Source organism: Streptomyces sp. KL109B (genome assembly GCF_030766935.1).
Taxonomy (GTDB): domain Bacteria; phylum Actinomycetota; class Actinomycetes; order Streptomycetales; family Streptomycetaceae; genus Streptomyces.
In genome coordinates this window covers 381805-394671 of record NZ_JASERL010000001.1, presented here as the reverse complement: position 1 = coordinate 394671, position 12867 = coordinate 381805, and the positions used below count along the sequence as shown (strand labels likewise).

Sequence of the window (12867 nt, the reverse complement as noted above, 5' to 3'; positions counted from 1 at the left end):
TCCCCTATACGGGGCTCAGTCCCATTCCAGGCCGCCGCGCCGCCATACGTACGCGTACGCGACGAAGACGGTGAGCACGAAGAGCAGCATCTCTACGAGCCCGAACACCCCGAGGGCGTCGAAGGTGACGGCCCAGGGGTAGAGAAAGACGATCTCGATGTCGAAGACGATGAAGAGCATCGCCGTCAGGTAGTACTTGATGGGGAAGCGCCCGCCACCGGCCGGCGTGGGGGTCGGCTCGATCCCGCACTCGTAGGCTTCCAGCTTGGCCCGGTTGTACCGCTTTGGACCGACAAGCGTGGCCATGACCACGGAGAAGATCGCAAAGCCTGCCCCGAGGGCTCCCAGTACGAGGATGGGCGCATAAGCGTTCACCGCTCCTCGCTCCTCTCAGTCGGCATTGACTGCTGGCGGTTGCATGAGCTCGAGGCCCACCCCCCACGTCCCGCGAACGGTCGAAGATCGCTTACATGTGAAGCGGGTCACAAGCCCAACTTGCCCCGCATCTTATGCCTGCAACTCTGTGATCTGCGACACGGGGTGCGCCAACTACTTTGTGATCTCCACCACCTGACGAAGGATCATGAAGTCGGATGAGCGGTGATCTTCACACGCGAAGCACCTGAGTGATCACCAGTGGTGACAACTTGGCGGGTAACCCCTGGTCGTAGCGGTGCGCCCTCTATCAAGAGGGGGAGATCGCAAGCAAATTGGTGCTGGACGACGCTGGCTGATAGTGGACGCCGTTCACACCTTGGAGGGAGAGGTGTGAACGGGAGTGGACCCGAGATGTGTTCACGGTGTGTGCACCGCACCCCCTAGGGGACACCTTGTGACCTGCGTCACGCATCGGGCGACCCGTCAGAAACCGGGCTTGGCCAACGGCCTCAACGGGTGGTAAGCGTCGGGCAATTCGGACTTATTGCAGAAAACCCATGCTCAGGGGCCTGCGAGGGGGCGCCCCATTTGCCCGTTACGGCGTCAATAAAGCCCGTCGGTACCGGGTTTCGGCGCCGAGCTTCACAACTGTGGCGCACCACACGTTTCTTGAAGGGATCGGGGAGGCCCTGATACCGGTTGGTCTCATGTCCCACACCGCTCACATACCCAGCCACCGGAAGCCCCGTCGCAGCGCCTCGAAGATGGCCCTGCGCGCCGGAGTTACCGGTGGCGTCCTCAGCACCCTGGCAGTCGCTGGTGCGGCTGGTTCGGCGAGCGCCGCCGAGCCGGTGACCCAGACGATGGAGATGCCGACGCTCACCACCGACCTGTCCTCCCAGGTCGCCAAGTCCGCGGACGCCACCCAGCAGGCCGCGGCCAACTACCAGGTCCAGGCCGAGCGCGACGCCGCGTTCGACAAGGCCGCGGACCAGGCGAAGAAGGACCAGGTCGCCGCCGAGAAGAAGGCCGAGGCCCAGAAGAAGGCCGAGGAGAAGGCCAAGGCCGAGGCCGCCGCCAAGCGCGAGGCCGCCGAGAAGGCCGCCGCCTCCCGCTCCAGCGAGCGCACCACGCTCCAGGCGTCCACGGCGTCCTCGTCCTCCTCCGACGAGGCCCCCGCCCCGGCCAGCGGCTCCGCCGCCGCCGTGGTGGCGTTCGCCAAGGCGCAGATCGGTGACGCCTACGTGTCCGGTGGCACGGGCCCCAGCTCCTGGGACTGCTCCGGCCTCACGCAGGCCGCGTTCAAGCAGGCCGGTGTCGACCTGCCGCGCGTCTCGCAGGACCAGTCGGCGACGGGCACGCAGGTCTCCCTGGACAACCTCCAGGCCGGCGACATCCTCTACTGGGGCAGCTCCGGCAGCGCCTACCACGTCGCGATCTACGTGGGCGGCGGCAAGTTCGTCGGCGCGCAGAACTCCTCCACCGGCGTCGTCGAGCAGCCGCTCTCCTACGACCAGCCGACCGGCGCGGTGCGCGTTCTCTGAGGTTTCTGTGAACGTCCGGGTCCCTCCCTGGGCCCGCGGCCCCCTGAGGCCGCACACCGCCGCCTGAGGCCCCTTGAGGGCTTCGACCTCGGATACGCCGAAGGCCGCCGCACCCCTCTTGGGGTGCGGCGGCCTTCGGCGTGTGTGCTCAGGACTGCGGGGAGAGCTCCCCCATCAGGCCCCAACCCTCGTTCGGGATGTCGGCGTTGATGATCTCCGGGGTGGTGGCGATGAGCGGCGCCATTGTCTCCATGCCGGCCTTGAAGTGGTCGGAATTCACGTGCGCGGCACCGGCGGCGGCGTCCCGGAAGCCCTCGATGACGACGAACTGGTTCGGGTCGTCGACGCTGCGGGACCAGTCGTAGAAGAGGTTGCCCTCCTCCGCGCGCGTGGCCTCGGTGAACGCGGCGGTCTTCTCCAGCCAGGAGTCGGCGTGCTCGGGGCGGACGGTGAACTTGACGGCGATGAAAATCATGGGTCCACCCTGCCCCGAGCCGCTCCTCCCGGCAAAGCCGGGTGCCTGGTCGGAAGCGGTCAGGCCTTCGGAGCGACCTTGCTCAGCCCGTTGATGACGCGGTCCATCGCGTCGCCGCCCGTCGGGTCCGTCAGGTTGGCGAGCATCTTCAGCGTGAACTTCATCAGCATCGGGTGGGTCAGGCCGCGCTGCGTCGCGATCTTCATGACCTTCGGGTTGCCGATCATCTTCACGAAGGCGCGGCCCATCGTGTAGTAACCGCCGTACGTGTCCTTGAGGACCTTCGGGTAACGCTGCAGGGCGAGTTCGCGCTGGGCGTCGGTGGCGCGCGCGTGGGCCTGCACGATGACGTCGGCGGCGATCTGGCCGGACTCCATGGCGTACGCGATGCCCTCGCCGTTGAACGGGTTGACCAGGCCGCCCGCGTCGCCGACCAGGAGCAGGCCCTTGGTGTAGTGCGGCTGGCGGTTGAAGGCCATGGGGAGGGCGGCGCCGCGGATCGGCATCGTCATGTTGTCCGGGGTGTAGCCCCAGTCCTCCGGCATCGAGGCGCACCACGCCTTGAGGACCTCGCGCCAGTCCAACTCGCGGAAGGCCTTCGAGGAGTTCAGGATGCCGAGGCCGACGTTGGACGTGCCGTCGCCCATGCCGAAGATCCAGCCGTAGCCGGGAAGGAGGCGGTCCTCGCCGGGCCCGCGCCGGTCCCACAGCTCCAGCCACGACTCCAGGTAGTCGTCGTCGTGCCGGGGCGAGGTGAAGTACGTACGGACGGCGACGCCCATCGGGCGGTCCTCGCGGCGGTGCAGGCCCATGGCGAGGGAGAGGCGCGTGGAGTTGCCGTCGGCGGCGACGACGAGCGGCGCGTGGAAGGTGACCGGGGTCTTCTCCTCGCCCAGCTTGGCGTGCACGCCGGTGATGCGGCCGGTGCGCTCGTCGGTGATCGGGGCGCCGACGTTGCACCGCTCGTAGAGGCGCGCGCCCGCCTTCTGCGCCTGCCGCGCGAGCTGCTCGTCGAAGTCGTCGCGCTTGCGAACGAGTCCGTAGTCCGGGTACGAGGCGAGGTCCGGCCAGTCGAGCTGGAGGCGGACTCCGCCGCCGATGATGCGCAGCCCCTTGTTGCGCAGCCAGCCGGCCTCTTCGGAGATGTCGATGCCCATGGAGACGAGCTGTTTGGTGGCGCGCGGGGTGAGGCCGTCGCCGCAGACCTTTTCACGCGGGAACGCGGTCTTCTCCAGCAACAGGACGTCGAGGCCCGCCTTGGCGAGGTAGTACGCGGTCGTCGAACCGGCGGGCCCCGCACCGACGACGATCACATCCGCGCTGTGCTCGGAGAGAGGCTTGGCGAGGGGCTTGGAGAGGGGCTTGGAGAGGGGCTCGGGCTGCTCGGTCACGGCGGGTTCTCCCCAGGCTCGAAAACGGTGTGCCGTCCGGCACGGACATGGGCAGTCTATTCAGCGACTCTGATCAGTCTGCGAAGGGCCAGCCCATGACCGAAGTCTTCGTGCCACCCACCGTGGACCTGCGCGTCCCCACCCATGAGGACGCGCTCGCCTGGCACCGGGTGTTCGACCACCCCGATGTCATGGAGTTCCACGGAGGCAAGTCGGCGGAGCTCTCCGTGTACGAGGAGCTGACCGCGCGGCAGCGCAGGCACGAGGCGGAGCACGGCTTCTGCCTGTGGACGATGACCGACGCCGGCGGCGACGTCATCGGGTTCACGGGCGCGCAGCCCTGGCCGGGCACCTGGGGCCCGGTCGGCGACATCGAGATCGGCTGGCGGCTCGGGCGCGACCACTGGGGCAAGGGGTACGCGACGGAGGCGGCGCGGCAGACGCTGGAGCGGGTCCGCGCGGCGGGCATACGCAGCGTCGTCGCGATGGTCCTCGCCCGCAACGAGCGCTCGATCGCGGTGACCCGGCGCCTGGGCATGGAACTGGAGGAGACGTTCGTGGCGCCGGACGGAAACCAGGGGCACTGCTTCCGCCTGGAGCTGTGAACCGGACCTTCCGAGAGGCTCGCCCCAGGAGCTACCCTTCCGGTACCTCCTGGGGGTGACATCTGTGGTGAAGACACCCAAGACGCCCAAGACATCGAATTCCGATGTACCGGAAGTGCCGGTGCCGAAGCTGGTCGGCCTGATGGCGGTCGACGCGCGGCAGGCGGCCCACGAGCACGGCGTGCTGATCTCGGCGGCCGACCGGGACGACTTCGACCGGGTCACGGTGGAGTACGTGGTGCGCCAGTACCCGCTGCCGGGCGTCGAGGTGCCGCGGAACGCCGTCGTCACCGTGTGGTTCGACCTCGGTGAGGGCGAGGGTGGCGGCGGCGCGGGGGTGCGGGTGCCGCGCGCGCCGGGGCCGCGGGGCGGCGGGATGCGCAGGGAGCTCCCCGAGCCGGACGAACCACCCGCGCGCAGCGAGTCGTTCAGCCCGTGCCCATGACGACGGCCGGCCCGCGCTACGCCTTCTTGAAGCCGCGGTGCAGCGTGACGATGCCGCCGGTGAGGTCCCGCCACGCCACCCGCTGCCAGCCGACGCCCTGCATCAGCGCGGCCAGTTCGGGCTGCGTGGGCCAGGCGCGGATGGACTCGGCGAGATAGACGTACGCGTCCGGGTTCGAGGACACCGCGCGCGCGACCGGCGGCAGGGCGCGCATCAGGTACTCGGTGTAGACGGTGCGGAAGGGGGCCCACGTCGGGTGGCTGAACTCGCAGATCACGACGCGGCCGCCGGGCTTCGTGACGCGGTGCAGTTCGCGCAGCGCGGTCTCGGTGTCCTGGATGTTGCGCAGCCCGAAGGAGATCGTCACGGCGTCGAACGTGTCGTCCTTGAACGGCAGTTTCGTGCCGTCGCCCGCCGTGAACGGCATCCACGGGTGGCGCTGCTTTCCTACGCGGAGCATGCCGAGGGAGAAGTCGCAGGGGACGACGTAGGCGCCGGCCTGGGCGAAGGGCTGGGAGGAGGTGGCGGTGCCGGCCGCGAGGTCGAGGATCTTCTGCGCGGGGCGGGCGGCGACGGCCTTGGCGACCTCCTTGCGCCACAGGCGGGTCTGTCCCAGGGACAGCACGTCGTTGGTGAGGTCGTACTTCTCCGCCACGTCGTCGAACATGGAGGCGACTTCGTGGGGCTGCTTGTCCAGGGATGCACGGGTCACGGGGTCATTCTGGCACCCGAGCCCGGGGTTGCGGCCTCGGGGCTCCGCCCCGGACCCCGCGCCTCAAACGCCGGCGGGGCTTGATTGTGGTCAGCGCCCCCGGTACACCAAGCGTCCCGCCACCGCCGTCGCCACACACGTCGACGCGCCCCGCCGCACCAGCTCCGCGCGGTCCGTCACGTCGAAGACCGCGAAGCGCGCAGGCCCGCCCACCACCAGCCCCGGCAACAGCACCAGGGGCTTCGGGGAGAGGGAGACCGGCCCCGGCAGCCGCTCCGGCCGCGCGCCGAACGCGAGCCCGGACCGCCGCGCCACCTCAAGGACCGCCTTGGAGCGGAGCTCCCCCGCCAGCGCCACCGTCCCGTGCGCGAACAGCCGCTGCACACCCCGCCGCGCGCTCGCGCCAAGGCGGGACGGGTCCGCGCGGAAGATCTCGCGGGCCCGTTCGCCGCCGATCGGCGCGGTGCCGTAGGTGTCCGCCTCACGCGGGTCCGGGTGGTACGTGTGCTCCAGGATCTCGGGACCGTACGGGTTGAGGAGCCCCGGCGTCAGGATGCCGGGCCAGCGCCGCACCCGCGCGGAAGGGTGGGCCGCGGCCAGTTCCTCGTACGGTCCGAGCGCCTTGACGGTGTCGCCCTCGACGAGCACGGCGAAGTCGTCACCGTCGACGTGAAGTGTCGGCAAGGCGCGCTCAGTTGGTGGAGACGAGCTTCAGTTCGGGATGCGCCGTCCCGCCCTCGATCGCCGTCGACGAGATGTGCGAGGTGACGCGGTCGTCGACCGGGTCGTTGGCCGGGTCGTCGTGCACGACCAGGTGCTCGTACGTCGTGGCGCGCTGCGCGGGGACGCGGCCGGCCTTCCGGATCAGCTCGATGATCTCCATGCGGTTCGAGCGGTGCTTGGCGCCGGCCGACGAGACGACGTTCTCCTCCAGCATGATCGAGCCGAGGTCGTCGGCGCCGTAATGGAGGGACAGCTGGCCGACTTCCTTGCCCGTCGTCAGCCAGGAGCCCTGGATGTGCTGGACGTTGTCCAGGAAGATCCGGGCGATCGCGATCATCCGCAGGTACTCGAAGAGCGTCGCCTGCGTGCGGCCCTTCAGGTGGTTGTTCTCCGGCTGGTACGTGTACGGGATGAACGCGCGGAAGCCGCCCGTGCGGTCCTGTACGTCGCGGATCATGCGCAGGTGCTCGATGCGCTCGGCGTTGGTCTCGCCGGTGCCCATCAGCATCGTGGACGTGGACTCGACGCCCAGGCCGTGCGCCGCCTCCATGATCTCCAGCCAGCGCTCGCCGGACTCCTTGAGCGGGGCGATCGCCTTGCGGGGCCGCTCCGGCAGGAGCTCCGCGCCGGCGCCCGCGAAGGAGTCGAGCCCTGCGGTGTGGATCCGCTGGATCGCCTCCTCCACGCTCACCTTGGAGATGCGCGCCATGTGCTCGATCTCCGAGGCCCCCAGGCTGTGGATGACGAGCTGCGGGAACTCCTTCTTGATGGCGCTGAAGTGCTTCTCGTAGTACTCGACGCCGTAGTCCGGGTGGTGCCCGCCCTGGAACATGATCTGCGTGCCGCCCAGCTCGACGGTCTCCTGGCAGCGCCGCAGGATGTCGTCGAGGTCGCGGGTCCAGCCCTTCTTGGTGTCCTTGGGGGCCGCGTAGAAGGCGCAGAACTTGCACGCCGTGACGCACACGTTCGTGTAGTTGATGTTCCGCTCGATGATGTACGTCGCGATGTGCTCGATGCCCGCGTACTTGCGGCGGCGGATCGCGTCGGCGGCGGCGCCGAGCGCGTGCAGCGGGGCGTCGCGGTACAGGGTGACGGCTTCCTCGGGGGTGATGCGCCCACCGGCGGCGGCGCGGTCGAGGATGGCCATCATGGACGGCAGCGCGGCCTTCTCGGTCACCGGGCGAGCCCCTTTCGGAGGATTCTGACGAGTCCGAGCTGGAATCTCGACGAGTCTGAGCTGGAATCTCAGCGTACGTCAGGCCCCCAGGGCGCCCAGCAGAACCCCCGCGAGCGCGCCCAGGATCATGAAGGGCCCGAACGGGATCTCGGTCCGCCGCCCCGCCCGCCGCGTGACCACGAGCGCCAGCGCGTACAGGCCGTTGAACAGCACCCCCGCGAACGCCCCCAGGAACAGCGCACCCCACCCGTACCAGCCGAGCGCCGCCCCGAGCCCCACCGCCAGCTTCACGTCCCCGAAGCCCATCCCCTTCGGGTAGGCGAGGAGCAGGAGCAGGTACCCGCCTCCCAGGCCGAGCGCTCCCCACAGCGCCCCGGTCCACACCCCGCCCGCCTCCGGCAGCAGCGCCGCCCCGCCGAGCGCGAGCAGGGCGAGCGCGGCGAGCGGCAGCGTGAGCACGTCCGGCAGCCGGTGCACCGCGAAGTCGACGGTGGCCAGGAGCGCGCAGAGCGGCGCGAGCAGCAGCCACGCGGCGAGTTCGGGGCGGGTGCCGGTGGCGGCGGCGAGCAGCGCGCAGCCGAGGGCGGTGCCGGTGGCGAGGGTGGCGGCGCGCGGCCCCGGCCGCGGACCCAGCCAGCCGCGGGCCGACCGCCACGGCTCCCCCGGTTCGACGGAGAGCCGGTACGCGGCCCGGGGCAGGACCACACCCACGGCGGCGCCCCACAGCGCGGCGAGCACGACCACGACCTCGACGCCCACGCCCTACCGCCCCACCCGCTTGAGCGTCGCCTCGGGGTTGCCCGCGTCCGGGTACTCGGACGTGTACTTCAGCCCCGTGCCGTCCCTGGTGAGGTGCACGGTGTGCGCGCCCTTCGCGCAGAGGCCGGGGTTGTCCGGCGCGGCCTTGCCCGCCGCCACCAGCTCCTTGCCGTTGGCGGACTTCAGGGTCAGTACGTCGACGCACCGCAGGACGCCGATCTGGTCCGTCGAGTGCACCTTGCCGACCTGCTTGCCGACCTCGGCCTGCTTCAGGTCGATGCGGAAGGTGCCGCCGTCGAAGCCCGCCTGGGTCACGGGCCCCTCCCAGGTCCCTACGTAGAACTCCGGCACGGCCGGCGCCTTGGACGCGGCGGACGCGGAGGGCCTCGCCCCGCTCGCGGTGCCCCCGCCGCCGCCCTCCATCAGGTTGAACACGAAGACCCCGCCGACGGTCACCGCCGCGAGGCAACCCACGACGGCGAGCGCCACCGAGCAACTGACCCTGCGGCCCCGCCCGTTCCCGGTGTCCCGGGTCGAGGTCGCCGCCACGGACACCGAGAGCCGCCCCGGCACGGCGTCCTCCTTGGGCGCCGCCTCGGGGGGCCTGGGGTGGGAGGTCTCCGTACGGGGGTGGGGCGGCACGTCACGAGGGTGGGGCACGGCCTCGTACGCGGGATCCGGCGGCCCGAAGACCCCGGCCGGGGCCGAACTCCCCGCCACGGCCGGGCTGCTGAAGTCCATCGGCCCCGAGTCCGGTACGCCGCCGGTCCCACCCCCGGGCTCCAGGGCGCTCTCCAGGTCCAGGAGCCGCACCGCGCCCCGCGAGACCTCCTCGACCAGCGGCCCCGGCAGCCATCCCGCCTGTACGAGCCGTGCCGCGCCCTGGGGCGCGAGCCGCCGCGCGACCTCGTCCGGCGTGGGCCGCGCGGCCGGGTCCTTCGCCAGGCAGGCCGCCGCGACCTCGCGCAACTCCCCGGCCAGCGAGCCGAGTTCGGGTTCCTCGTGGACGACCTTGTAGAGCAGCGCCGCCGACGAGTCGCCGGGGAACGGGGACGCCCCCACCGCCGCGTACACCAGGACCGCGCCGAGCGAGAAGACGTCGGCGGCGCCCGTGACGCCCTTGCCGAGGATCTGCTCGGGCGACATGTAGCCGGGCGAGCCGATGGAGACGCCGGTGGAGGTGAGGGAGGCGGTGCCGTCGGTGGCGCGGGCGATCCCGAAGTCGATGAGCCGCGGCCCGTCCAGGGTGAGCAGTACGTTCGACGGCTTTACGTCGCGGTGCACCAGGCCCAGGCCGTGCACGGCCGCGAGCGCCTCGGCGAGGCCGGCCCCCAGGACCCGTACGGAGTGCTCGGGCAGTCCCGCCCCCTCGCCGACGGCCTGGGTGAGCGAGGGCCCGGCGACGTACCCGGTCGCGACCCACGGCACCTCGGCGTCCGGGTCCGCGTCGAGCACCGGCGCCGTCCAGGCCCCGCCGACCCGGCGGGCCGCCTCCACCTCACGCTTGAAGCGGGCGCGGAACTCGTCGTCGAGCGCGAAGTGCGGATGCACGATCTTCACGGCCACGGTGCGCCCCCCGGCGCTGCGGCCCAGATACACCCGGCCCATACCGCCCGAACCGATCCTGCCGAGCAACCGATAGGGCCCCACCGTCGCGGGTTCGCCGGTTTGAAGCGGCTGCATGTGCGGACCTCCCCCAATGTGCACGCGCGCACCAGCAGCGTAGCCCCGCGCATCCGTCCCGCGAAGGCACGGGAACGCATCGGGAGATCTCGGCGGTCGGCCGCTGAATCACCGCGATTTCATGCCGAATTCACCCCACCGCCGCGGAATTCCCGAATCGGACCTTCAGAAATCCCGCACCGGATGACCCGCATAACCCGAATAACCCGGATAGCAGGGCGAATTCACGACGTCAGCAGCTCGACCCGCACATCCGCGGGAAAACCCGTCGTGGGTCCGACCCGCCGCGCGAACTCGGTGACGCCTTCCAGCTGCGCGGGACCGAAGCGGAAGTCGAGCGTCGTGAAGTACTCCTCCAGGACCTTCTCGTCGAAGACCTCCCAGCGCGCCGCCTGCTCGGAGACCTTGGCGACCTCCTCCAAGGACAGGTCGCGCGAGGCCAGGAACGCCTCGTGCACCTTCCGCGTGATCAGCGGCTCGCGCTCCACGTACTCCTTGCGCGCCGCCCACACCGCGAAGACGAACGGCAGCCCCGTCCACTCCTTCCACAGCGCGCCCAGGTCGTGCACCTGGAGGCCGAGCCGCGGCGCGTCGTGCAGGTTCGCCCGCAGCGCGGCGTCCCCGATGAGCACGGCCGCCTCCGCGTCCTGCATCATCAGGCCGAGGTCGGGCGGGCACGTGTAGTAGTCGGGCCGTACGCCGAAGCGCTCCGCGAGCAGCAGCTGCGCGAGCCTGACCGACGTACGGGAGGTGGACCCGAGGGCGACGCGGCGGCCGTCCAGCTGGTCGAGGGGGACCTGCGAGACGATCACGCAGGACATCACGGGACCGTCGCAGCCCACGGCGAGGTTCGGGAACGCGACGAGGTCGTCGGCCGCCTTGAGGAACTCGACGAGGGTGATCGGACCGATGTCGAGGTCGCCGCCCACCAGCTGTTCGCTGAGCTTCTCCGGCGTGTCCTTGGTCAGCTCGAAGTCGAGGAGCGAGCCGGTCCTGGCGAGTCCCCAGTACAGAGGCATGCAGTTGAGGAACTGGATGTGGCCCACTCGCGGACGAGTGCGGCGCGCGGCCTTCAGGATCTCGGGCTTCAGGATCTCGGGAGAATTGTCCACATCGCGAGACTAAACCCCATGCGGTACGGTGCAGGATCCGGGTCCGGCACGGCGCCGGTCAACCCCCAACAAGATCACGTCAAACCTGTGGGTGACGTGATCTTGACCTCTATCGCTTTCGGCTGCCTGCGTGCTAGGCTCGCCGCAAGTTGCAGTTTGGTTTCCCTTGCAGTACAGAGCCTGCGGAGCATGTGACCGCGGGCTCTCGTCATTTTCAGACTTATGCAGTTGTTCGCAAGCGCATTTGCAGGTTCTGGAGCAGGGCAACCCTTTGGCCCATGGGAGGGCTTATGGCTACCGGAACCGTGAAGTGGTTCAACGCTGAAAAGGGCTTTGGCTTCATCGCCCAGGAAGGCGGCGGCCCGGACGTCTTCGTCCACTACTCCGCGATCAACGCGAACGGCTTCCGCTCCCTCGAGGAGAACCAGGCAGTGTCCTTCGACGTCACGCAGGGCCCCAAGGGTCCGCAGGCGGAGAACGTCACCGCTCTCTAAGTCCTTCGTGATCGCACGGTAGTTGCCGTGTCCCGATCCGGAACCTAGTGCAGTACCCAAGGAGCCCCGCGCCTTTACGGCAGCGGGGCTCCTGCCTTTTGGGCGGGTACGGGCCGGTAGAGGTGGCGGGTCGCCGGGGCCATGGCCGCGCCTGCCGCGAGGAAGAGCGTGCCGAGGAGCAGCCAGCCGGGGACGCCCCAGGTGATCAGGAGGGTGGTCATCAGGAGGGGGCCCGCCGTGCGGGCCAGGGGGCCGCCCGTGCCGAAGAAGCCCTGGTACTGGCCGACCCGGTGGGGCGGGGCGAGGGTGAAGGAGAGCTGCCACGAGCCCGCCGACTGCTGCATTTCCCCGACGAGTTGGAGGACCGAGGCCGCGACGAGGACCGCCGCCGCGCCCCACGGCCCGAGCCCGCCCGCGGCCGACGCGGCGAACACCACGCACGCCGCCAGCATCACGATGCCGGAGCGGCGCACAATCCGGACGGCGGTGGACAGGCCGGTGACGCCGCGTGCCACGCGTACCTGGAAGGCCATCACGCCAAGGGTGTTGAGGACGAACAGCGCGGAGACCACCCAGCCGGGCGCTGCCGTGTGCGTCACGATCCACAGCGGCAGCGCGACCGAGAGCAGCGGCAGGCGCAGCAGCAGCACGGCGTTGATCAGGGTCACGACGGCGTACGGCCGGTCGCGGAGCACCGCGAGGCGCGGCTCCTTCGCCGTCCGCGTCGGGGCGGCCGGCACCGCGGGCAGCCGCAGCAGGATCAGCGCGCAGGCCACGAAGCCGGCCCCGTCGAGCGCGAACACGGCGAGATACCCGGCGTGCGTGTCGTGCTGGAGGGCGAGGCCGCCGACCCCCGCGCCGGCGGCGAGCCCCGCGTTGAGCGTCGACTGCAGCCGCGCCAGGACGCCGGTCCGCTCCCCCGGTGCCACGAGCCCCGCGAGCAGCGCCTGCCGGGCCGCGGCGAGCCCGCACTGCGCGACCGCGTAGCCGACGACCGCGAGCAGGAACACCCCGTACGAGCGGATGACCAGGAACGACAGCACGGCCGCCGCGGTGGCCAGGGCCAGCAGCACGGCCGCGCCGCGCGGTCCGCGCCGGTCGGCGAGCGCCCCCAGCGGCACCCCCGCCACGGCGCCGACCGCCCACGCCACCGTGAGGGCGAGGCCCACCTGGGTGGGCGAGAGGCCGACGACACGGGTGAAGTAGAGGGCTGAGGTGGTGTAAAAGGCGCCGTCGCCAAGGGAGTTGGCGAGCTGTGCGGCGGCGAGGGTACGGGTGTTTGTACGGGTACGGGTGTCTGTACGGGTGTGGGTGCGCGAGCGGGGCGGCATGCGCCACAAGGTATGGACGAATGGTCCGGTGCGGATAG

General features: G+C 70.6%; 14 protein-coding genes. 4 read left to right on the top strand and 10 right to left on the bottom strand.

Annotated features, from left to right (window positions below; translation table 11 throughout):
• Positions 1-15: 15 nt before the first annotated feature.
• Positions 16-375 (bottom strand): NADH-quinone oxidoreductase subunit A, encoded by a 360-nt coding sequence (locus tag RBJ65_RS01915; protein WP_306321116.1) that lies wholly within the window; start codon positions 373-375, stop codon positions 16-18.
• 710 nt (positions 376-1085) lie between these two features.
• On the opposite strand from RBJ65_RS01915, the gene RBJ65_RS01910 reads away from it, so the two are divergent.
• A complete protein-coding gene (locus tag RBJ65_RS01910; protein ID WP_306321117.1) occupies positions 1086-1922 on the top strand; it encodes a C40 family peptidase in 837 nt (278 codons plus the stop codon).
• Between the two features lie 148 nt (positions 1923-2070).
• Here the strand turns inward: RBJ65_RS01910 and RBJ65_RS01905 are convergent, their stop codons facing one another.
• Positions 2071-2397, bottom strand: a complete 327-nt coding sequence (locus RBJ65_RS01905) for a putative quinol monooxygenase (RefSeq protein WP_306321118.1) — start codon at positions 2395-2397, stop codon at positions 2071-2073.
• A 59-nt stretch (positions 2398-2456) separates the two neighbouring features.
• Positions 2457-3788, bottom strand: coding sequence for a geranylgeranyl reductase family protein (locus RBJ65_RS01900; protein ID WP_306321119.1), 1332 nt, complete (start codon positions 3786-3788; stop codon positions 2457-2459).
• Between the two features lie 95 nt (positions 3789-3883).
• Between RBJ65_RS01900 and RBJ65_RS01895 the strand changes: the two genes are divergently transcribed.
• Both RBJ65_RS01895 and RBJ65_RS01890 read left to right on the top strand, forming a co-directional pair.
• A complete protein-coding gene (locus RBJ65_RS01895) occupies positions 3884-4393 on the top strand; it encodes a GNAT family N-acetyltransferase (RefSeq protein WP_306321120.1) in 510 nt (169 codons plus the stop codon).
• 142 nt (positions 4394-4535) lie between these two features.
• Entirely contained in the window at positions 4536-4838 is a 303-nt protein-coding gene (locus RBJ65_RS01890; RefSeq protein WP_306332111.1) for a PASTA domain-containing protein, read from the top strand.
• Between the two features lie 16 nt (positions 4839-4854).
• Here RBJ65_RS01890 and RBJ65_RS01885 read toward each other — a convergent pair whose 3' ends face one another.
• From RBJ65_RS01885 to RBJ65_RS01860, 6 genes are all read right to left on the bottom strand, one after another.
• Complete coding sequence (locus RBJ65_RS01885; protein ID WP_306321121.1) at positions 4855-5550, bottom strand: demethylmenaquinone methyltransferase; 696 nt, start codon at positions 5548-5550, stop codon at positions 4855-4857.
• 90 nt (positions 5551-5640) lie between these two features.
• On the bottom strand, positions 5641-6234 hold the full coding sequence (locus tag RBJ65_RS01880; RefSeq protein WP_306321122.1) for a hypothetical protein: 594 nt from the start codon (positions 6232-6234) through the stop codon (positions 5641-5643).
• 7 nt (positions 6235-6241) lie between these two features.
• Positions 6242-7450 carry a cyclic dehypoxanthinyl futalosine synthase gene (gene mqnC / locus RBJ65_RS01875; protein ID WP_306321123.1) on the bottom strand — a complete coding sequence of 403 codons (1209 nt, stop codon included), beginning with the start codon at positions 7448-7450 and terminating at the stop codon, positions 6242-6244.
• Between the two features lie 78 nt (positions 7451-7528).
• Positions 7529-8209: an A24 family peptidase gene (locus RBJ65_RS01870; protein ID WP_306321124.1), complete on the bottom strand. Its 681-nt coding sequence runs from the start codon at positions 8207-8209 to the stop codon at positions 7529-7531.
• Positions 8210-8212: 3 nt separating this feature from the next.
• Positions 8213-9892, bottom strand: coding sequence for a serine/threonine-protein kinase (locus tag RBJ65_RS01865; RefSeq protein WP_306321125.1), 1680 nt, complete (start codon positions 9890-9892; stop codon positions 8213-8215).
• Positions 9893-10116: 224 nt separating this feature from the next.
• Positions 10117-10968 (bottom strand): menaquinone biosynthetic enzyme MqnA/MqnD family protein, encoded by an 852-nt coding sequence (locus tag RBJ65_RS01860; RefSeq protein ID WP_306321229.1) that lies wholly within the window; start codon positions 10966-10968, stop codon positions 10117-10119.
• 326 nt (positions 10969-11294) lie between these two features.
• Here RBJ65_RS01860 and RBJ65_RS01855 point away from each other — a divergent pair, with 326 nt between their 5' ends.
• A complete protein-coding gene (locus RBJ65_RS01855; RefSeq protein ID WP_093718378.1) occupies positions 11295-11498 on the top strand; it encodes a cold-shock protein in 204 nt (67 codons plus the stop codon).
• Positions 11499-11572: 74 nt separating this feature from the next.
• Here RBJ65_RS01855 and RBJ65_RS01850 read toward each other — a convergent pair whose 3' ends face one another.
• Complete coding sequence (locus RBJ65_RS01850; protein WP_306321126.1) at positions 11573-12829, bottom strand: MFS transporter; 1257 nt, start codon at positions 12827-12829, stop codon at positions 11573-11575.
• Positions 12830-12867 lie beyond the last annotated feature (38 nt).

What these genes read in the sequence shown, in the direction of transcription:
- RBJ65_RS01910 (WP_306321117.1), top strand. Translation starts at nt 1,086, where the DNA reads ATGTCCCACACCGCTCACATACCCAGCCACCGGAAGCCCCGTCGCAGC.
- RBJ65_RS01905 (WP_306321118.1), bottom strand. Translation starts at nt 2,397, where the DNA reads ATGATTTTCATCGCCGTCAAGTTCACCGTCCGCCCCGAGCACGCCGAC.
- RBJ65_RS01895 (WP_306321120.1), top strand. Translation starts at nt 3,884, where the DNA reads ATGACCGAAGTCTTCGTGCCACCCACCGTGGACCTGCGCGTCCCCACC.
- RBJ65_RS01890 (WP_306332111.1), top strand. Translation starts at nt 4,536, where the DNA reads ATGGCGGTCGACGCGCGGCAGGCGGCCCACGAGCACGGCGTGCTGATC.
- RBJ65_RS01865 (WP_306321125.1), bottom strand. Translation starts at nt 9,892, where the DNA reads ATGCAGCCGCTTCAAACCGGCGAACCCGCGACGGTGGGGCCCTATCGG.
- RBJ65_RS01855 (WP_093718378.1), top strand. Translation starts at nt 11,295, where the DNA reads ATGGCTACCGGAACCGTGAAGTGGTTCAACGCTGAAAAGGGCTTTGGC.
- RBJ65_RS01850 (WP_306321126.1), bottom strand. Translation starts at nt 12,829, where the DNA reads ATGCCGCCCCGCTCGCGCACCCACACCCGTACAGACACCCGTACCCGT.